Annotated in this window: 21 protein-coding genes; 8 read left to right on the top strand and 13 right to left on the bottom strand. The window is 66.4% G+C overall.

The genetic code is table 11. From position 1 onward, the window contains the following. Window positions 1-42 precede the first annotated feature (42 nt). Together IEX25_RS12285 and IEX25_RS12280 are read left to right on the top strand one after the other, a co-directional pair. Entirely contained in the window at window positions 43-1,530 is a 1,488-nt protein-coding gene (locus tag IEX25_RS12285; RefSeq protein WP_188715270.1) for an MFS transporter, read from the top strand. 31 nt (window positions 1,531-1,561) lie between these two features. After that, the gene (locus IEX25_RS12280) at window positions 1,562-3,013 is read left to right on the top strand and encodes a TrkH family potassium uptake protein (protein WP_103171376.1); all 1,452 of its coding nucleotides are present in this window, start codon (window positions 1,562-1,564) and stop codon (window positions 3,011-3,013) included. Here IEX25_RS12280 and IEX25_RS12275 read toward each other — a convergent pair. Then, window positions 3,010-4,326 carry a peptidoglycan-binding domain-containing protein gene (locus IEX25_RS12275; RefSeq protein ID WP_229665155.1) on the bottom strand — a complete coding sequence of 439 codons (1,317 nt, stop codon included), beginning with the start codon at window positions 4,324-4,326 and terminating at the stop codon, window positions 3,010-3,012. The two genes, IEX25_RS12280 and IEX25_RS12275, sit on opposite strands and share 4 nt — an antisense overlap. 106 nt (window positions 4,327-4,432) lie before the next feature. On the opposite strand from IEX25_RS12275, the gene IEX25_RS12270 reads away from it, so the two are divergent. From IEX25_RS12270 to glyS, 3 genes are read left to right on the top strand one after another with little or no spacing between them, the layout of a single operon-like run. Next, complete coding sequence (locus tag IEX25_RS12270; protein WP_103171375.1) at window positions 4,433-5,350, top strand: glycine--tRNA ligase subunit alpha; 918 nt, start codon at window positions 4,433-4,435, stop codon at window positions 5,348-5,350. Further along, window positions 5,347-5,811, top strand: a complete 465-nt coding sequence (locus tag IEX25_RS12265) for a DUF6446 family protein (RefSeq protein ID WP_103171374.1) — start codon at window positions 5,347-5,349, stop codon at window positions 5,809-5,811. The genes IEX25_RS12270 and IEX25_RS12265 overlap by 4 nt, the downstream gene beginning before the upstream one ends. After that, window positions 5,811-8,063 carry a glycine--tRNA ligase subunit beta gene (gene glyS, locus IEX25_RS12260; protein WP_188715268.1) on the top strand — a complete coding sequence of 751 codons (2,253 nt, stop codon included), beginning with the start codon at window positions 5,811-5,813 and terminating at the stop codon, window positions 8,061-8,063. The genes IEX25_RS12265 and glyS overlap by 1 nt, the downstream gene beginning before the upstream one ends. 114 nt (window positions 8,064-8,177) lie before the next feature. Here the strand turns inward: glyS and IEX25_RS12255 are convergent, their stop codons facing one another. From IEX25_RS12255 to IEX25_RS12200, 12 genes are all read right to left on the bottom strand, one after another. Then, complete coding sequence (locus IEX25_RS12255) at window positions 8,178-8,957, bottom strand: succinate dehydrogenase iron-sulfur subunit (protein ID WP_103171372.1); 780 nt, start codon at window positions 8,955-8,957, stop codon at window positions 8,178-8,180. Between the two features lie 12 nt (window positions 8,958-8,969). Beyond that, window positions 8,970-9,812 (bottom strand): hypothetical protein, encoded by an 843-nt coding sequence (locus IEX25_RS12250; RefSeq protein WP_103171371.1) that lies wholly within the window; start codon window positions 9,810-9,812, stop codon window positions 8,970-8,972. 3 nt (window positions 9,813-9,815) lie between these two features. Next, on the bottom strand, window positions 9,816-10,130 hold the full coding sequence (locus tag IEX25_RS12245; RefSeq protein WP_103171370.1) for a hypothetical protein: 315 nt from the start codon (window positions 10,128-10,130) through the stop codon (window positions 9,816-9,818). A 4-nt stretch (window positions 10,131-10,134) separates the two neighbouring features. Next, window positions 10,135-10,500, bottom strand: a complete 366-nt coding sequence (locus IEX25_RS12240; protein ID WP_188715266.1) for a hypothetical protein — start codon at window positions 10,498-10,500, stop codon at window positions 10,135-10,137. Then, entirely contained in the window at window positions 10,500-12,302 is a 1,803-nt protein-coding gene (gene sdhA / locus IEX25_RS12235) for a succinate dehydrogenase flavoprotein subunit (RefSeq protein ID WP_103171369.1), read from the bottom strand. Before sdhA ends, IEX25_RS12240 begins: the two co-directional genes overlap by 1 nt. A gap of 7 nt (window positions 12,303-12,309) precedes the next feature. Then, window positions 12,310-12,696: a succinate dehydrogenase, hydrophobic membrane anchor protein gene (locus IEX25_RS12230; RefSeq protein ID WP_103171368.1), complete on the bottom strand. Its 387-nt coding sequence runs from the start codon at window positions 12,694-12,696 to the stop codon at window positions 12,310-12,312. 13 nt (window positions 12,697-12,709) lie between these two features. After that, the gene (gene sdhC / locus IEX25_RS12225) at window positions 12,710-13,102 is read right to left on the bottom strand and encodes a succinate dehydrogenase, cytochrome b556 subunit (protein WP_103171367.1); all 393 of its coding nucleotides are present in this window, start codon (window positions 13,100-13,102) and stop codon (window positions 12,710-12,712) included. Between the two features lie 222 nt (window positions 13,103-13,324). Continuing rightward, window positions 13,325-14,359 (bottom strand): MaoC family dehydratase, encoded by a 1,035-nt coding sequence (locus IEX25_RS12220; RefSeq protein WP_103171366.1) that lies wholly within the window; start codon window positions 14,357-14,359, stop codon window positions 13,325-13,327. Further along, the gene (locus tag IEX25_RS12215) at window positions 14,356-14,562 is read right to left on the bottom strand and encodes a DUF1737 domain-containing protein (protein ID WP_103171365.1); all 207 of its coding nucleotides are present in this window, start codon (window positions 14,560-14,562) and stop codon (window positions 14,356-14,358) included. The genes IEX25_RS12220 and IEX25_RS12215 overlap by 4 nt, the downstream gene beginning before the upstream one ends. A gap of 1 nt (window position 14,563) precedes the next feature. After that, window positions 14,564-15,112, bottom strand: a complete 549-nt coding sequence (locus IEX25_RS12210; protein ID WP_103171364.1) for an NnrU family protein — start codon at window positions 15,110-15,112, stop codon at window positions 14,564-14,566. A 42-nt stretch (window positions 15,113-15,154) separates the two neighbouring features. Further along, a complete protein-coding gene (locus tag IEX25_RS12205; protein WP_188715265.1) occupies window positions 15,155-15,997 on the bottom strand; it encodes an HpcH/HpaI aldolase/citrate lyase family protein in 843 nt (280 codons plus the stop codon). Between the two features lie 81 nt (window positions 15,998-16,078). Further along, window positions 16,079-16,825: a sulfite exporter TauE/SafE family protein gene (locus tag IEX25_RS12200; RefSeq protein WP_103171362.1), complete on the bottom strand. Its 747-nt coding sequence runs from the start codon at window positions 16,823-16,825 to the stop codon at window positions 16,079-16,081. Window positions 16,826-16,964: 139 nt separating this feature from the next. Between IEX25_RS12200 and mdh the strand changes: the two genes are divergently transcribed. The 3 genes from mdh to sucC all read left to right on the top strand — a co-directional run bounded on the left by mdh (window position 16,965) and on the right by sucC (window position 19,740). Next, entirely contained in the window at window positions 16,965-17,927 is a 963-nt protein-coding gene (gene mdh / locus IEX25_RS12195; protein ID WP_103171361.1) for a malate dehydrogenase, read from the top strand. Between the two features lie 112 nt (window positions 17,928-18,039). Then, window positions 18,040-18,375, top strand: coding sequence for a hypothetical protein (locus tag IEX25_RS12190; RefSeq protein ID WP_103171360.1), 336 nt, complete (start codon window positions 18,040-18,042; stop codon window positions 18,373-18,375). 171 nt (window positions 18,376-18,546) lie between these two features. Further along, complete coding sequence (sucC, locus tag IEX25_RS12185) at window positions 18,547-19,740, top strand: ADP-forming succinate--CoA ligase subunit beta (protein WP_103171359.1); 1,194 nt, start codon at window positions 18,547-18,549, stop codon at window positions 19,738-19,740. The last annotated feature ends 73 nt before the right edge of the window (window positions 19,741-19,813 follow it).

Raw genomic sequence — 19,813 nt, 5'->3', positions numbered from 1 at the left:
CGCATCGACCCGTTCCGGCATCGCCTTCATTTCAGGTGAATCATGACCGCCCGTTCCCCCTGGCTCGTGCTGGCGATCGTTTCAAGCGCGCTGTTCCTGATCGTCATCGACATGACGGTGCTTTACACCGCGCTGCCGACGCTGACGCGGGATCTGGGTGCCTCGGCCACGGAAAAGCTGTGGATCGTCAATGCCTATTCGCTGGTCGTGGCCGGGCTGCTGCCCGGCGCGGGGGCGTTGGGGGACCGTTACGGTCACCGGCGGATGTTCGCCATCGGGCTGGTCATCTTCGGGCTGGCCTCGCTGGCTGCGGGCTTTGCGCCGTTGCCGGTCATGCTGATCGCGGCGCGGGCGGGCCTTGCCCTGGGCGCGGCGGCGATGATGCCCGCCACGCTGTCGATCATCCGCCAAACCTTCGAGGATCCCGATGACCGGGCCTTGGCCATCGGCATCTGGGCCGCCGTCGCCTCGGGCGGGGCGGCGCTGGGGCCGGTGATCGGCGGGGCGCTGCTTCAGCATTTCCACTGGGGCGCCGTGTTCCTGATCAACCTGCCGGTCGTGCTGGCGGCACTGGTCCTGACCATCGCCTTCGTGCCCAGGGGCAAGGCCCACGGGCATCATCCCTTCGACCCTGCGGGATCGGTGCTGATCCTGGTGGGCCTGATCGGCATCACGCTGGCCATCAAGGAAATCGCCAAGCCTGCGCCTTCCGCGACGGTGCTGGTCCTGTCCGCCCTGGTGGGCCTTGCCGCCCTTGCGCTGTTCCTGCGCCGCCTGCGCCGCAGCGCCAGCCCGATGATCGACCTGGCGCTGTTCCGCGATCCCCGTTTCGCGGGCGGGGTCATCGGCGCCGTCGTCTCCGCCGCCGCGCTGCTGGGGGTGCAGCTTGCCATCACGCAGCGCCTGCAACTGGTCCAGGGCCTGTCGCCCCTGGAAGCAGGGCTGTTCAGCCTGCCCATCCCGTTGGCGGCCTTCGTGGCCGGACCGGTCGCGGGCCTGATGATGGCCCGCATGGACGCGGGGCGCCTGCTGGCCTGGTCGCTGGCGGCCAGCGGGGCGGGCATCCTGGCCTATGGCATGGGCTTCGGCCATCCGGCCTTGGCGCTTGGCAGCTTCGCGGTCATGGGGGCAGGCATCGGCGCGGCCATGACCGCCGCCTCCTCGGCCATCATGCTGAACGCGCCCGCGGACCGCGCGGGCATGGCGGCCTCGGTCGAGGAGGTGTCCTATGAACTGGGCGGCGCGCTTGGCATCGCGATCCTGGGCAGCCTGCTTGCGGGCATCTACAGCGCCAGCTTCGCGGGTGCCGGGGGATCAGGACGCGAGGCCACGGATTCGCTGGACGGCGCCCTGGCCCTGGCCGCGACCCTGCCCGCGCCGCAGGCGGACCGCCTGATCGCCACGGCCAACGCGGCCTTCGACCATGCCACGGGCATGGTGGCGCTGGCGGCGGGGCTGGTGCTGCTGGCGGCGGCATGGTGGATCGGCCGGATCAACCGCGCCGCACGCGGGGTCCAGCAGGGCGCTTGACGGCCTGACGGGCGCGGGGCAAGCAGTCGCCATGATCGACCTTCGCCCCGTGGCCCATCCGATCGGCAAGATCATCGTGACCCTGGGGGTTTCGATGCTGGCGCCCATGCTGGTGGACTGGTGGCACGGCGACCCGCACTGGGTGGTCTTCCTGCAATGCGCGGCATTGACGGCCGTCGCGGGCACGCTGGTCTCGGTCGCGACCTGGGGCGAATACAGAAGCCTGTCGATCCAGCAGGCCTTTCTGCTGACCTCGGGCCTGTGGGCGGTGCTGCCGGTCTTCGGCGCCCTGCCCTTCATGCTGGGCCAGCCCGGCGCCCCCTTCGTCGATGCCTATTTCGAGGCGATGTCGGGCGTCACCACCACCGGCACCACGGCATTCCCTGAACTGGACGGCCTGCCGCGCGGCACGCATCTGTGGCGGGCCATCCTGCACTGGATCGGCGGCCTCGGTATCGTCGTCGTCGCCATGGTCTTCCTGCCGATCATGAAGGTGGGCGGCATGCAGTTCTTCCGGTCCGAGGGCTTCGACACCCTGGGCAAGATCATGCCCCGCGCCGGAGAGATCGCGGCCGAGATGACGCGCATCTACATCATGCTGACGGCGTTCTGCACCGTCACCTATCTGCTGCTGGGCATGAACGGCTTCGATGCCATCGTGCAGGCTTTCGGCACGGTCTCGACCGGCGGCTTCTCGAACTATGACGCCAGCTTCGGGGCCTTCCTGGGACCGCTGGAATGGGCGGCGTCCTTCTTCATGATCCTGGCCTCGATCCCCTTCATCCGGCTGGTGCAGGGGATGCGCGGGGACCTGACGCCCTTCTGGCAGGATCTGCAGATCCGCGCCTATCTTCGCTGGATCGTCTATGCCTGCGCGATCATCATCGCCTATCGCGTGATCTTCCTGCAGCATCAGGGCAACATCATCGACATCACGCGGGAAACCGTGTTCAACACCGTGTCCACCTTTTCCGGCACCGGGTTCTTTTCGACCGACGTGATGACCTGGGGCCACCTGCCGCTGGCGATCCTGATCATCTGCGGGCTGATCGGCGGCTGCACGGGATCGACCGCCTGTTCGGTCAAGGTGTTCCGATACCTAGTGCTGTTCCAGGCGGTGCGCGCGCAGTTGCGCCGGATGCATTCGCCCCACCGCGTCTATGCCCTGCGCTATGAAGGCCGCCCCCTGGACCAGGACGTGATCGATTCCGTCATGGCCTTCTTCACGCTGTTCATGCTGACCTTCGGGCTGCTGATCGTGGGCCTGTCGCTGGCCGGGCTGCATCCCCGCACCGCCCTGACCGGCGCCTGGACCGCCATCGCCAATATCGGCCCCGTCTGGGGACCCGAGATCACCGCCAACGGATCGGTCGCCGAATTTCCGGACGCGGCCAAATGGCTGATGACGCTGGGAATGTATCTGGGCCGCCTGGAACTGGTATCGGTGCTGGTCCTGCTGCTGCCGCGCTTCTGGCGGGGTTAGGGATTTCCCAAGGCGGGCGTGGCAGACTGGGCAGGCTGGGGCGCGTCATTCGCCGCCGGACCCCTGCGCGCGAAGCTGTCCGACATTTCTGCCGCGATCCGCGCCTGGCCCTGCGCGTCGGACGCAGGCCAGATCAGCACGAAGCCCTCGGCCCGGCCGTCGCGGACCCAGCCTTCGGCGCGGCCGATATGGGCGTCGTTTGCGCCTTCCAGCAGGACACGGCCCGGCTTGATGTCGCGCACCGGCTGCGGCACCCAGCCAAGCGCGGTGACGAGGCCCGACATGTCCAGCAACTCCTGCTGACCGCCGGGCTGGCTGAACAGGATCAGCGCCGCGCCCGACCCGTCCTTGGGGCCATAGATCGACAGCGCCCGTTCCGCCCGGTCGAATTCCAGCCGGTCCATCGGCGCCATGACCGACAGCCCCGTGGCCTTGTCTTCCAGCGTTGTCAGCCCGACTTCGGCCCGCCAGGCCTCGCGCCGGGCGATCAGTTCGGCCATGGCCGTGCCGGGATCGGTGGACAGGCGCTCGGCCAGGATCTCGGCCTGGATGGCGTCGCGGGTGCGCGGACCGGTCTTGCCGTCGATTTCCCCATCATACACGCCCGCCCAGCGAAGCGCGCGCTGAACCTGGTCCATGGGCGGCATCTCGGCGGCGGTGGCAGGCGGCGGGGGCAGGTCGGGGGTTTCCCCCGCCTCGATCACCGCGCCCAGTTCGGACGCATCCGACACCACGGCATCGTCCGGCACCACGTCGCCATCCTCGAAGACATCCAGCCAGGCATCCGCCGTCGCCCGGTCCATCGGACCCAGCACCACCCCGAACCGGCCGTTCGGCAATTCCGTCATCCCCGCCTCGGGGAAGGTCTTGCGCCATTCCGCAAGCGCGGCATCGGCTTCGGCACGGTCCTGCACCGATTGCAGGCGGATATAGGTTCCCGGCGCGGGCAGGTCCGGCTGCGGCGCGGCAGGTTCCTCGGTCACAGGTTCCGCAACCGCAGGCGCCGCACCCACCGGCGTCAGAACCACATCCGGGCCCGGCACGGTGACGAAGCTGTCCTGCGGGATCTGGCGCGCCTCCTTCAGCGCCCCGATCCGTTCGCCCGCTTCCTCGGGCGTCAGGGGACCGATGGCGATGGCCGTCCAGCCGCGCGGCAGGGGAAAGGTCACCACCTCGCCCAGTTGGCTGGCCCAGCGGGCGGCGGCTTCGGCCACGTCGTCGCCGCGCTTGGCCTCGATGCGGATCACGGCGTCCTGCGCCCAGGCCGCCATCGGCAATCCCGCCGCCATCACCAAGAAAGCCAAGCGCCGCATCCCCGTTCCCCTTCGCTGGCCGTTCTTGCGGCCTTTATTGACCCTGTTCCCCGCCCCGCCTAGAAGGCGCGCAAGCATGTGCTGATCTATGCAAAGGACGGCCCCGATGACCAGCCCCAACCGACCCCGCAGCTTCCAGGACATCATCCTGCGGTTGCAGAATTACTGGGCCGCCCAAGGCTGCGCCGTCCTGCAGCCCTATGACATGGAAGTCGGCGCGGGCACCTTCCACCCCGCCACCACGCTGCGCGCCCTGGGCGGGCGGTCCTGGGCCGCGGCCTATGTCCAGCCCTCGCGCCGCCCGACCGACGGGCGCTATGGCGAAAACCCCAACCGCCTGCAGCATTATTACCAGTATCAGGTCATCATCAAGCCAAGCCCCGCGAACCTGCAGGATCTGTATCTGGGCAGCCTGCGCGCCATCGGCCTGGACCCGCTGGTCCACGACGTACGCTTCGTGGAAGACGACTGGGAATCCCCGACCTTGGGCGCCTGGGGCCTGGGATGGGAGGTCTGGTGCGACGGGATGGAGGTCAGCCAGTTCACCTATTTCCAGCAGGTCGGCGGCCATGACTGCCGCCCGGTGTCGGGCGAGCTGACCTATGGCCTGGAACGGCTGGCGATGTATGTGCTGGGGGTGGAACATGTCATGGACATGCCCTTCAACGACCCCGACGCGCCGATCCCGCTGACCTATGGCGATGTCTTCCGCCAGACCGAACGCGAATATTCCCGCTGGAACTTCGACGTGGCCGATACCGACACGCTGTTCCAGCACTTCAAGGACGCCGAGGCCGAATGCGCCCGCATCCTTGCCGCCGATCCGGTGGACGCGGCGGGCCGCACCATTCCCATGGCGCACCCGGCCTATGACCAGGCGATCAAGGCCAGCCACATCTTCAACCTGCTGGACGCGCGCGGCGTGATCTCGGTCACGGAACGGCAGGCCTATATCGGCCGGGTCCGCGCGCTTGCGAAGGCCTGCGCCGACCTGTTCGTCACGACCGAGGCCGCGCAAGCATGAACGGCAAGATCGTCGGCATAGGGCTGCTGGCCATCGGCGTGATCGCGGGCGGGGGCATGTGGTATCTGCAGGAATACCATTTCTACGACCGCATCCCGCCTGCCGACACGCTCGCCGTGCAGACCGCCGGCGGCCCCGTCACCCTGCCCGTCCGCGACTTCCAGGGCATCGACGCAGACAGCTCGCCCCTTCGCTGGCGGGCCTGCGCGGTGCTGGACCAGCAGCCCGCCGATCCCGTCCCTTTCGGCGGCGCGACGCCGCTGGGCGCCCCCGGCTGGTTCGACTGCTTCGACCACGGGCAACTGACCGCCGACCTCGCCTCCGGCGCAGCTCAGGCCGTCCTGGGCCAGGCCGAGATCCGCCCGGACGTGGACCGCGTGCTGGCGATCTATCCCGACGGCCGCGTCTATGGCTGGCACCAATACAACGACAAGACCCCGGAACGCGGAGTGATGGACTGATGCCCGACCTGTTGATCGAACTGTTCTCCGAGGAAATTCCCGCCCGGATGCAGGCCCGCGCGCGCGAGGATCTGCGCAAGCTGGTCACGGACGGACTGGTCGAAGCCGGGCTGACCTATGCCAGCGCCGGGGCCTTTTCCACGCCCCGCCGCCTGACGCTTGCGGTGGAAGGGCTGACCGCCCACAGCCCCACCACGCGCGAGGAACGCAAGGGCCCCCGCCTGGATGCCCCCGAAGCCGCGCTGGAGGGCTTCCTGCGCTCGGCCGGCCTGACCCGCGACCAGTTGACGGCGCGCGACGACAAGAAGGGCCAGGTCTGGTTCGCCACGGTCGAAAAGCCCGGTCGCCCCGCATCCGAGATCGTGGCCGAGGTTCTGGACGCCGCCATCCGCAACTTCCCCTGGCCCAAGTCGATGCGCTGGGGCGCGGGTTCGCTGCGCTGGGTGCGCCCGCTGCATTCGATCATCTGCCTGCTCTCGGACGAGGCCGGCGCCACCGTGGTCCCGCTGACGGTCGAAGGCATCGCCGCCGGCAACAGCACGCGCGGCCACCGCTTTCTGTCCCCCGACGCCTTCACCGTTTCAGGCTTCGACGACTATGCCGCGAAACTCCGCCGCGCCCATGTGATCCTGGACAGCGCCGAGCGCGAGGAAACGATCCGCCAAGGGGCCGAGAACCTCGCCTTCGCGCGCGGCTGGCAGATCGTGCCCGACGACGCCCTGCTGGCCGAAGTCGCGGGCCTTGTCGAATGGCCCGTCCCCCTGATGGGCGTGATCGAGGAACGCTTCCTGGACCTGCCGCCCGAGGTGCTGCAGACCTCGATGAAGGAACACCAGAAGTTCTTCTCGGCCCGCAACCCCAGGACCGGCCGGATCGAGGGCTTCGTCACCGTCGCCAATATCGAGACCCCCGACGACGGCGCGACGATCCTGGCCGGCAACCAGCGGGTGCTGGCCGCGCGTCTGTCGGACGCGGCGTTCTTCTGGCAGAACGACCTGCGCGAGGCGAAGGCCGGGATGCAGGCCTGGGCCGAGGGGCTGAAATCCGTTACCTTCCACAACAAGCTGGGCTCGCAGGCGGATCGCATCGAACGCATCGCCGCCCTTGCCCGAGAGATCGCGCCCTTGGTCGGCGCCGATGCCGACCAGGCCGAACGGGCCGCAAAGCTGGCCAAGCTGGACTTGCGCAGCGCCATGGTCGGTGAATTCCCCGAACTGCAAGGCACGATGGGTCGCTACTACGCGCTTGCGGCTGGCGAGGATGAGGCCGTGGCAGATGCCGCCCGCGACCACTACTCGCCGCTCGGGCCGTCGGATGCGGTGCCAACCACGCCTGTGTCGGTGGCGGTGGCACTCGCGGACAAGATCGACACGCTGACCGGGTTCTGGGCGATTGATGAGAAGCCTACGGGATCGAAGGATCCCTTTGCGCTACGGCGGGCCGCGCTGGGGGTCATTCGGCTCATTCTCGGAAGTGACGTCCGTATGAGGTTAGAGACCACATCGAAACTTCCATTGATCAGAAACCTGGCAGCGGCCGTGAAAGAATCGATGCTTGATCAATTTGCACAGACGCTCAATACAACACGCAACGCCTCAAGGGATAGTAATCTAACAGAAGCAGAACAGAAGCTTCTCTTAAGTCTGTTCGATGCGCATACGTTCGGAGAAAACTTCGATCCCGAAGCCACGGCAGAAAATATTGCTGTCGGACTGGATTCGAAAGCTGCCGACCTCCTCTCCTTCCTCCACGACCGCCTCAAGGTCTATCTCCGCGACCAAGGCATCCGCCACGACATCATCGACGCCGTGCTGGCGCAACCCGGCAACGACGACCTCGTGCTGGTGGTGAACCGCGCCACCGCCCTGAACGCCATGCTGCAGACGGATGACGGCCGGAACCTGACCCAGGGCCTCAAGCGCGCGGGCAATATCCTGGCCCAGGCCGAGGAAAAGGACGGCGTCGAATACAGCTTTGGCGCCGACGTGAAGTTCGCCGAAACCGACGAGGAACGCGCCCTGTTCGCCGCCCTCGATACCGCCGAACCGGCCATCAGAGCCGCGATCAAGGCCGAGGATTTCCCCGCCGCCATGACCGCCATCGCAGGCCTTCGCGCCCCCACCGACGCCTTCTTCGAGGCGGTGCAGGTCAATACCGACAACCAGATCGTCCGCCGCAACCGCCTGAACCTGCTGCACCGCATCCGCGCCGCAGGCCAGCAGATCGCGGATTTCACCAAGGTCGAAGGCTGACCCTTCCAATATGCTAAAACCAAAAGGGCCGAAGCATCACTGCTCCGGCCCTTCTTCGTTGCCCAAATACCCCGGGGGTCCGGGGGCTGGCCCCCGGCCACTGCGGGACGCGGATCACACCATCCGATCGACCATCATGTGCTTGATCGAGGCAATCGCCTTGGCGGGGTTCAACCCCTTGGGACAGGTGTTGGTGCAGTTCATGATCGTGTGGCAGCGATACAGCTTGAAGGGATCCTCCAGCTCGTCCAGCCGCTCGCCCGTGGCCTCGTCGCGGCTGTCGATGATCCAGCGATAGGCGTTCAGCAGCGCGGCCGGGCCAAGATAACGGTCGCCGTTCCACCAGTAGCTGGGGCAAGAGGTCGAGCAGGAGGCACAAAGGATGCATTCATAAAGCCCGTCCAGCTTCTTGCGGTCCTCGATGGACTGCTTCCATTCCTTTCCGGGCGTGGGCGACTTGGTGATCAGGTAAGGGTTCACGGATGCAAGCTGGGCATAGAAATGCGTCAGATCTGGCACCAAGTCCTTGACCACCGGCATATGCGGCAGCGGATAGATGGACACGTCGCCCTTCACCTCGTCGATGCCATAGATGCAGGCCAGGTGGTTGCCGCCGTCGATGTTCATCGCGCAGGACCCGCAGATCCCTTCGCGGCAGGACCGGCGGAAGGACAGGGTCGGGTCGATCTCGTTCTTGATCTTGATCAGCGCGTCCAGGATCATCGGCCCGCACTTGTCCAGATCGACGAAATAGGTGTCCAGCCGCGGGTTTTCGCCCGTGTCGGGATCCCAGCGATAGATCTTGAACTTGCGGACATTGGTGGCGCCCGCAGGCGCGGGCCAGGTCTTGCCGACCCGGATCTGGCTGTTCTTGGGCAGGGTGAACTGGACCATGGGGTGCTCCTCTCAGGAAGTGCCTTGCGACGTCACGTCCGCCGCGAAAAGATGTTCGGCGCGCGCGACCAGATCGACGATCCGGCCATGCGCGTGGGGGTTCAGCGACAGGCCGTTCAGCCTGCGCAGGAATTCGGTCGCGCCGTCGTTCAGGCGGCTGTTCGCCTCTCCGTCCAGGGGCTGAAGCGCGTCGATCAGGGCGTCATCCAGCCCGGCATGACGCAGAAGCTGGCGGCCGGGGCGCAGGGGATCGCCCTCGTCCTCAAGCCGGAAGCGGGTCACGCGCCCGCCCAGTTCGGCCGTCATGCGGCGGATCAGGTCGCCCCACCGGGGAAGATCGGCAGTCTCGGCCTCGAATTCAACCAGGCTGCGGGTATAACCGTCGGTCCGCACCGCCTGCGCCCAGACCGAGGGACGCCAGCTTTTCTGGTTGCGCGTATAGATCACGAAATCGGTCGCGAATTCCCGCGCTTCTTCTGCCAGAAGGCCGGCGATCCCGGGCAGGTGCGGGAACAGCCCCGTCTCGCCGCCATTGCCGGGCATGGCGCCCGCCAGGTTCTCGTGGCTGACCAGAACCGGAACATCGCTTGCCGGCAGGGTGTCCAGCACGTCGCGAAAGGCAAGCCTCAGCGCCTGCGCACGGACATCCGAAGGCGCCAGGCTGAAGGCAATCGCCGCGCGGCCCAGCGGGCGCATGGGCGATCCTTCCTCGGGCGTGCGGACCACAAGGTGATGCGCCAGCGTGTCGGCATTGCGGCGCAGGTGCCGCTGGATCGAGGTGCTGCCGGTCTTCTGGACGCCCAGATGAACGATCAGGCGCCGCGCCCCCTGCCCTGTCCCTGCCTGCCCCGCCATGGCTCAGCCCGTCCAGCCCGGCTGGTCGATCAGCGGCCGGCGCGGCGGCTGGCCCGAACGGCGCTGCACGCAGCGGTCATAGACCTGCGACGGGTCGCGGCCCATCAGGTAGTCGCCCGACAGATCGACCGACACGCTGCCGAAGCCGCGCGTGCCGGACGATCCGGTGCCGATGCCGACCGCCACATTGGTCTGCGGGCGGACGGCCAGTTCGGCGTCGCGCAGGCAGGTCACCTCGGCCTGCTGGACCGGGACGGGGCCGCAGGCGGCCAGCATCCCGATCAGCGCCAAGGCCATATGTCCCGCCCGCGCGCGCATCACATCAGGCCGTGCGTGCCGCCGCGGCGATGCACTGCGTGGTCGCCGGGCGCGAGACAATGGCCGCCACGCTGTCCGCCGTGCCCGACACGCCCGCGCGCGAGGCCTGGGCGATGTCGATCAGTTCCGCCGTGGTGGCGTTGTTGACCACGCAGTCGGTATAGGGCGCGACATTGGCGCCGGGCAGGCGCTTCTCCATCTCGGCGTTGATGACGGTCCGGGCAACCTGGCGCGAGGCCGCGTCCAGCACGGTCGGCGTGGTGACGACCGCGGGGGGCACGGTGACGGTGGTCGCCGGCGGCATCGGTGCGGCGCAGGCCGCAAGCGTGGCGGCGGCAAGACCCAGGGCGGCGAGAGTTTGGAAGCGCATCAGTAAACCCTTTTCTTGGGAGCAATCTTCTTCAGGTCGATCCCGCCATCCTCTTCCTTGGTCAAGGGGTCCAGATGGACGGGGCGGTAGTCCAGTTTAACCGCGTTTCCATCGACCCATGCAAGCGAGTGCTTCCGCCAGTTGGCGTCGTCCCGCTCGGGCCAGTCCTCATGGGCATGTGCGCCACGGCTTTCCTTGCGCGCCTCGGCCGCGACAATGGTCGCCAGCGCGTTGGGCATCAGGTTGGTCAGTTCCAGCGTTTCCATCAGGTCGCTGTTCCAGATCAGGCCCCGGTCCGTGACCTTGATGTCGTCCATCTTGGCCGCGATCGCCGTCATCTTCTCGGCGCCCTCGGCCAGGGTCTTGTCGGTGCGGAACACCGCCGCATCGGCCTGCATCGTGCGCTGCATTTCCAGCCGCAGTTCGGCCGTGCTGACGGTGCCCTTGGCGTGGCGCAGACCGTCGAAGCGGGCCAGGGCCTTGTCAACCTCGGCCTGGTTGGTCGAGGGGATATGACCCTCGCGGTCGATCACCTGCCCGGCGCGGATGGCGGCGGCGCGGCCAAAGACCACCAGGTCGATCAGGCTGTTCGATCCCAGGCGGTTCGCGCCATGGACGGATGCGCAGCCCGCCTCGCCCACGGCCATCAGGCCGGGGAAGATCGCATCGGGGTTTTCCGCCGTCGGCGCAAGGACTTCGCCCCAATAGTTCGTGGGAATGCCGCCCATGTTGTAATGGACCGTCGGCAGGATGGGGATCGGCTGCTTGGTCACATCGACGCCTGCGAAGATCTTGGCCGATTCACTGATGCCGGGCAAACGTTCGGCCAAGGCCTCGGGCGGCAGGTGCATCAGGTTCAGATACATGTGGTCCTTGTCGGGACCGACGCCGCGGCCTTCGCGGATCTCGATGGTGATGCAGCGGCTGACCACATCGCGGGACGCCAGATCCTTGTAGGTCGGCGCATAGCGTTCCATGAAACGCTCGCCTTCCGAATTGGTGAGGTATCCGCCCTCGCCCCGTGCGCCTTCGGTGATCAGGCAGCCCGAGCCATAGATGCCGGTCGGGTGGAACTGCACGAACTCCATGTCCTGCAGGGGCAGGCCCGCGCGCGCGACCATCCCGCCGCCGTCGCCGGTGCAGGTATGGGCCGATGTCGCGCTGAAATAGGCCCGGCCATAGCCGCCGGTCGCCAGCACCACCATCTTGGCGTTGAAGACGTGGATGGTGCCGTCGTCCAGCTTCCAGCAGACCACGCCGGTGCAGGCGCCGTCCGTGACGATCAGGTCGATCGCAAAGTATTCGATGAAGAATTCCGCATTGTTCTTCAGCGACTGACCGTAAAGCGTGTGCAGGATCGCGTGGCCGGTCCGGTCGGCCGCGGCGCAGGTGCGCTGCACCGGGGGGCCTTCGCCGAACTCGGTCGTGTGGCCGCCGAAGGGACGCTGATAGATCTTGCCCTCCTCGGTCCGGCTGAAGGGAACGCCGTAATGTTCAAGCTCGTAGACGGCCTTGGGCGCCTCGCGCGCGAGGTATTCCATCGCGTCCGTGTCGCCCAGCCAGTCCGACCCCTTCACGGTGTCGTACATGTGCCACTGCCAGTTGTCCGGGCCCATGTTCGACAGAGACGCGGCGATGCCGCCCTGCGCCGCGACGGTGTGGGACCGGGTCGGAAAGACCTTGGTCACGCAGGCCGTGCGAAGGCCCTGTTCGGCCATGCCCAGCGTCGCGCGCAGGCCGGCGCCCCCGGCCCCCACCACGACCACGTCGTAATCATGCGTATGGATATCGTATGCTGCCATGGTGCCCTCAGATCGCGACGGTGACCAGCGTCATCTTGGCCAGCGCAAAGACCGCCGCCGCGATGACCGCCCAGGAAAAGACCACCGAGACGATGATCGCCACCTTGCGCGCCGTGTGTTGGAAGTAATCGTCGATCATGATCCGGGTGCCCTTGATGAAGTGCACCATGCCCACGACGATGAACAGCGCCGTGATCAGCGCCGGATAGGGACGGCCGAAATAGGCCACCAGTTCGGGATGCGACATGCCGATGGCATTGCCGATCACCAGCATGAAGGCCGGGACCAGCAGGACGAGGGCGCAGGAACTGACGGTCAGGAACCAGTGGTCGGCCGTGCCGCTGTGGGCGGAACCCAGGCCCATGGCTGCCTTGCGGGGGGTGATATAGCGCATGGTTGCCTTACCCTTATGCAAAGAAGAACAGGATCAGCGACAGCAGCGTCAGCACCACCGACCCGATGATGATGGCCCAGCTTGCGCGCTCGGCCTCCTCGATCCGCAGAAGCTGGCCGGAATCGTAGAACAGGTGCCGGATGCCCGCCAGCGTGTGGAACCACAGCGCCCAGGCCGATCCGGTCAGCACGATGAAGCCGATCCAGGACCGCACCACCCAGTCGGCGGCGGCAAAGGCTTCCGGGCCGGTTACGGCGGCGACCAGCCACCAGACCAGCAGCAGGATACCCGCGACCAATGCGTGCCCCGTGATCCGCGTCATGATCGACGTCACGGCGGCCATGGGCAGGCGATAAACCTGAAGATGGGGGGAAAGCGGCCGGTTGCCCCGGTTCACGTCGGCCATGATGCGGCGCTCCTTCAAACGGTTCTGGCTTGACCCGTCGCAGGTGCTTGGCTGACCGCGCGGGCTGGCAATTGACGCGTTACTGTCGCCATTTGTTTCATCTGTCACCCAGTCATCACCGTCTTTTCGCGGATTTGACTTGGTCGGCGGAGTTTGTGATCACGACCTGGCGGGCTGTGATCACAACACATGCTGCGGATGCGAAACGGCCGAGTCGCTTTGTCAGACCGGCATCAGTGCCCAGTAATCCAGATCCAGCAGGACATCGGGATGATAGCGGCCCTCGGCGTCCTTCAGCCTGAACGCGCCGCTGTCGCCCTTGGTGGCGACCAGCCGCAGCCGGATCGCGCCGACGCCGGGCGCGGGCGTTTCGGCCTTGTCCAGAACCTCGGACCATGCGCGAACGGTATCGCCCGCGAAACAAGGGTTGGCATGGGTGCCGCCGTTCAGCGCGACGATCATCTGCGCATTCGCCAATCCGTTGAAGGACAGCGCGCGGGCCATGCTGATGACATGGCCGCCATAGATCAGCCGCCGCCCATCCTCTCGGTTCGTGGCGTCGAAATGGACCTTGGCGGTGTTCTGCCACAGCCGGGTCGCCAGCATATGCTCGGCCTCCTCGATGGTGACGCCGTCCACATGGTCGATCTTCTCGCCCAGTTGGTAATCGCCCCAGCGATGCGGCTCGCCGGCCAGATCGAAGTCGTAGTCGCTGAAATCCAGCCCTTCCGGAAACACCAGATCCTCGGGCATGACAACGGGGGCCAGGTCGGGCACGACCGTTTCGGGCGCGGGGGCATCAGGGTCGCGCTTGCGCACCATCACCCAACGAACATAGTCCAGCACGGGCTCCTCCATCTGGTTCAGACCCTCGGTACGGACCCAGACCACGCCGGATTTGCCATTGCTGTTCTGCTTCAGCCCGATCACCTGCGATTCCGACCGCAGCGTGTCGCCCGGCCAGACCGGGGCTAGCCAGCGCCCCTGCGCATAGCCCAGGTTCGCCACCGCGTTCAGGCTGACATCCGGCACGGTCTTGCCGAAGACGATGTGAAAGGCCAGCAGGTCATCCATCGGGCTGCTTTCCAGCCCGCAATTCGACGCGAATTCATCGCTGGAATAAAGCGCGTGGCGCGCAGGATACAGCGCGTGATACAGCGCCCGTTCCCCTTCCGCGACAGTGCGGGGAACGGCGTGGCGGATCACCTGGCCGATGCGGTAATCCTCGAAGAAGCGGCCCGGATTGGTCTTGGTCATTGCTGCCCCAGCTTCATGTCGGGATGGTATTCGGCCTGAACCTGCTTGGTCACGGCCTGCCCCATCCGCATCACGCCCTTGACGGGATCGAAGGCCATGGTCGGGCTGCCATGCAGGGACCAGCCCTTGGACAGCGCCTCGCTGACACGGTGGCAGAACTGGACGGTGTCGTCCTCGGTGATGCAGCGGTAAAGGGTGGTCACGTCAGCCTCCGAATGGCCAGGGTCCGATCCAGCCGTGGATCAGGCCCACGACCAGCATGACGACGACCGCGCCCACGGCCGCCATGATTTCCTTGCGGACCGGGAAGGGCCCGCTGCGCCGCTTCCAGGCGCCCGCGCGGTTCAGCAGGACGATTTCCACAAGCGCCCAGGCCAGCAGCCCGCCGAACAGGATCAGCGAGGCCAGATCCCCGTTCACCAGCAGATGCGCCACGGCCCAGAGCGAGAAGCCGGTCAGCTGCGGATGCCGGATCCAGGCGGTGACGCGCGTGCCCATCCCGTCGGCAGCATAGAGATAGAAGGCCAGCAGCATCAGCAGATTGTTGATGCCCGTCGTCGCGGGCGAACGGCCCCACCAGACGGGGCCATCGACCTGTCCATAGCCCCGCGCCATGATGAAGACCGACAGGATCAGCAGGACCGCGACCAGGCCCTTGCCCTTATCGCCCAGGGCGGCACGCCGTTCCGGTGCCACGCGCTTGAACAGATGGGCCGCCCACCACAGAACCAGTCCCGATATCAGCAGAACCATCTGGCTTTCCCTTCGCTGGATGTCTTGTGCCGCACCCTGCCCTTATCCGGCCATGGCCGCAATCGCCTTGGCGCGGTCCAGCGTCTTGCGCGCGGTTTCGACATGCAGGTTTTCCACGATCCTGCCATCGACCACGGCGACGCCCTTGCCTTCGGCGCTTGCCGCCTGGAAGGCGTCGATCTGGCGGCGGGCCAGGTCGATTTCCGCGTCCGTGGGGGCGAAGGCGTCGTTGGCGATGGCAAGCTGGGCGGGGTGGATCAGCGTCTTGCCGTCAAATCCCATGTCGCGGCCCTGTTCGCATTCGGCGCGCAGCCCGTCCTCGTCCTTGAAGGCGTTGAAGACCCCGTCCACGATCACCTTGCCATGGGCCTTGGCGGCCAGCAGGCACAGGCCCAGCCCCGCCTGCATCGGCAGCCGGTCGGGGCGGAAGCGGCTGTTCAGTTCCTTGGCAAGATCGTTGGTGCCCATCACCATCCCCTCCAGCCGGGGATGGGCGGCAATGGCGACGGCGTTCAGCATCCCCAGCGGCGTCTCCATCATCGCCCACAAGGGCGCGTCGGGAATGATCGCGGCCACCCGGTCCAGGTCGGCGGGGCCGTCCACCTTGGGGATCAGCACCGCATCGACCGCCAGCCCCGCGCAGAAGCGCGCGTCGTCCTCGCCCCATTCCGTCGCCAGACCGTTGATCCGCACGATCCGCGCGCGCGGGCCGTAATCATTGCCCAGGGCTGCCGCCAGGGCATCCCGCGCGGCAGGCTTTTCCGCAGGGGCGACCGCGTCCTCCAGATCGAAGATGATCGCGTCGGCGGGAAGCGTCTGCGCCTTTTCCATCGCCCGCGCATTGGCGGCGGGAATATACAGAACCGAACGATAGGGACGCGCCATCAGATCCTCCTCGCAACAATCTTGCGCGACGCTGCCCTGTGGCGCTAGAATTGGCAAGCGCAAAATTGCTGCGCTGCGGCGTCAGGCAAGCGCCTGCCAGATCAGCCGCAGCGACACCGCCAGCAGGCCCCAGGTGATCAGCTTGTAGAACAGCGCCTCGGGGATGATCTTGACCAGCCGCAGGCCGGCCCAGACCGACAGCAGCGCGACCGGCATCAGCACGGCGGCGGCCCGAAGGTTGCCGGGCGACAACTGCCCCAGCGCGGCATAGGGGATCAGCTTGACCCAGTTGCAGACCGCGAAGAACCAGGTGGTCGTTCCCGCATAGGTCAGCGCGGACAGCCGCAGCGGCTGCACATAGACCTGCCAGGGCGGCGCGCCCGCATGGCTGACGAAGCTGGTATATCCCGACAGCAGCCCCCAGCCCGTGCCCCGGGCATAGGACGGGGATCGCCTTTCGTCCTTTAGCGGGGGCCGGATCAATGCGTTCAGCGCGAAGATCGTCCCGACCGCGCCGACGATGAAGGTGACGCCATCCACGGGCACCACATGCGCGCCCGCCCAGCCGATGCCGATCCCGGCAAGGGCGCCGGGCAGCGCGGTGGCCAGCACGCGCATGTCGAAGTTCCGCCGGAACGCCAGCAGCCCGCCCACGTCGGACACCACATAGATGGGCAGCATCAAGCCCGCCGCCTGTACCGGCGACATCACCAGCGACAGCACCGGGACCGAGATCATGCCGACCATCGCCAGCCCGCCCTTGGCAAGCCCGACCGAGGCTGCGGCGATCACGGCCAGAACCCAGCCCCCAACGGTCAATTCCAGCATGGTCCATTCCCCTGTCCGCCCGGCAGGAATGCGGCCCCGCGCCCGCTTTGGCAAGTGTCAGCGCCAACAGTGGCTTGCGATTTCTTGCGCGACCCCGTAACCACCCCGCAACAATCATCCCATTGATCGGAGGTTATCCATGGCCCGACCCAAAATCGCACTGATCGGTGCGGGGCAGATCGGCGGCACGCTGGCGCATCTGGCCGCGATGAAGGAACTGGGCGACGTCGTCCTGTTCGACATCGCCGAGGGCACGCCCCAGGGCAAGGCACTGGACATCGCCCAGTCGGGTCCGTCCGAAGGCTTCGACGCCGTCATGAAAGGCGCCAACGATTACGCCGACATCGCGGGCGCGGATGTCTGCATCGTCACCGCCGGCGTGCCGCGCAAGCCGGGGATGAGCCGCGACGACCTTCTGGGCATCAACCTCAAGGTCATGAAGTCGGTGGGCGAAGGCATCGCCAAGCACGCCCCGAACGCCTTCGTGATCTGCATCACCAACCCGCTGGACGCGATGGTCTGGGCGTTGCGCGAATTCAGCGGCCTGCCGCGTGAAAAGGTCTGCGGCATGGCCGGCGTGCTGGATTCGGCCCGCTTCCGCCACTTCCTGTCGCTGGAATTCGGCGTCTCCATGCGCGACGTGACGGCCTTCGTGCTGGGCGGGCATGGCGACACGATGGTGCCGCTGGTTCGTTATTCCACGGTCGCGGGCATCCCGCTGCCGGATCTGGTCAAGATGGGCTGGACCACGCAGGAGAAGTTGGACAGCATCGTCCAGCGCACCCGCGACGGCGGCGCCGAGATCGTCGGCCTGCTGAAGACCGGCAGCGCCTTCTATGCCCCCGCGACCAGCGCGATCGAGATGGCGGAAGCCTATCTCAAGGACCAGAAGCGCGTCCTGCCCTGCGCGGCCTATGTGGACGGCGCCTATGGCCTGAACGGCATGTATGTGGGCGTGCCCACCGTGATCGGTGCGGGCGGCGTCGAAAAGGTCATCGACATCACGCTGAACGAAGACGAACAGGCGATGTTCACCAAGTCCGTCGATGCGGTGAACGGCCTGGTCGAGGCCTGCAAGGGCATCGACGGCTCGCTGGCCTGAAACGGCCCGACATGAACAAGGCGCGCCCGGTGGGCGCGCCTTTGCATTTGATGTTATGCGTTTTTCGGCTTCCGCTTTATCATCGCCCCGTTCCTTGCAACCGGAGGCGACCATGAACCGGACCGTTCTGCCTGCTGCCCTGTTTTCCGCCATTGTCCTGACCGCCTGTCAGGCGCCGCCCACCAGCCCCCGCCCGACCGACCAGTTGCCGTTCATGGGCACATGGGATTGCGGCGCGACCACCATGACATTCACGCCGACCTCCTATATCCCCTCGGTCGATGCCGCGCCGATCACGATCCGCAGTTTCTCGACCCAGAACCGCGCAACCACGATGACCCTGGCCGACGGCGCGGTGATCCAGGTTCAGTGGCAAAATGACAACCGGATGACCTGGACATCGGAAACCACCGGCGACAGCTTCGATTGCGCCCGCGTCGCTGGCTGAGGGTCAGGCGAATCCCGCGGCATGTCCTTTGTGATCACGGCATTTGAAGCTGTGATCACAATCGGCATGTTCCTGCAAGTTTAGGCGTTTTCCCGATCAAAACGTTTCTCGTTCTCCCCTCGGATGTGGCAAGAGGCCCCGAAATCTGCCGAACCGAAAAAGGGGGTCAGGATGAATATCCACGAATACCAGGCCAAGGCGCTGCTGCGTCAATACGGCGCGCCGGTCAGCGACGGCCGGATCGTGATGAAGGCCGACGAGGCCAAGACCTGCGCCAGCGAGATGGACGGCCCGTTGTGGGTCGTGAAGGCTCAGATCCACGCGGGCGGCCGCGGCAAGGGCAGCTTCAAGGAAGCCGAAGCCGGTGAAAAGGGCGGCGTCCGCCTGGCCAAGTCGGTCGAGGAAGCCGAGGAACTGACCCGCCAGATGCTGGGCCGCACGCTGGTCACGCACCAGACCGGTCCCGCCGGCAAGCAGGTCAACCGCATCTATATCGAGGACGGCAGCGACATCGCGCGCGAACTATACCTGGCGCTGCTGGTGGACCGCCAGACCTCTCGCGTCAGCTTCGTCGCCTCGACCGAGGGGGGCATGGACATCGAGGAAGTCGCGGCCCACACGCCCGAAAAGATAGTCAGCTTCAGCGTCGATCCGGCATCCGGCCTGTCGGACTTCCACGGCCGCCGCGTGGCCTTCGCCCTGGGGCTGGAAGGCTCGCAGGTCAAGCAGTGCGTGGCGCTGGTCAAGAACCTGTATCGCATGTTCATCGAAAAGGACATGGAGATGCTGGAGATCAACCCGCTGATCGTCACGCCCGAAGGCAACATCAAGTGCCTGGACGCGAAGATGGGCTTCGACAACAACGCGCTTTACCGCCAGCCCGACATCATGGCGCTGCGCGACGAGACCGAGGAAGATCCCAAGGAACTGGCCGCCTCCAAGTTCGACCTGAACTACATCGCGCTTGACGGTGAGATCGGCTGCATGGTGAACGGCGCGGGCCTGGCGATGGCCACGATGGACATCATCAAGCTGTATGGGGCGGAACCCGCGAACTTCCTGGACGTGGGCGGCGGCGCCACGAAGGAGAAGGTGACGGAAGCCTTCAAGATCATCACCTCGGACCCGAACGTCAAAGGCATCCTGGTCAACATCTTCGGCGGCATCATGCGCTGCGACATCATCGCGGAAGGCATCATCGCCGCTGTGAAGGAAGTCGGCCTGCAGGTTCCGCTGGTCGTGCGCCTGGAAGGCACGAACGTCGAACTGGGCAAGGAGATCATCGCCAAGTCCGGTCTGAACGTGATCGCCGCCGACGACCTGTCGGACGCGGCCGAGAAGATCGTGAAAGCCGTTAAAGGTTGAAACACAGGGCGCGTGATTTCACGCGCCTTCCCCTGAACAATGGTGCGTGGGACCACGCACCCTACGTCAAGGA

This window comes from Paracoccus acridae (assembly GCF_014642735.1).
In the GTDB taxonomy this organism is placed as follows: Bacteria; Pseudomonadota; Alphaproteobacteria; order Rhodobacterales; family Rhodobacteraceae; genus Paracoccus; species Paracoccus acridae.
This window is presented reverse-complemented; position numbering and strand designations above follow the sequence as displayed.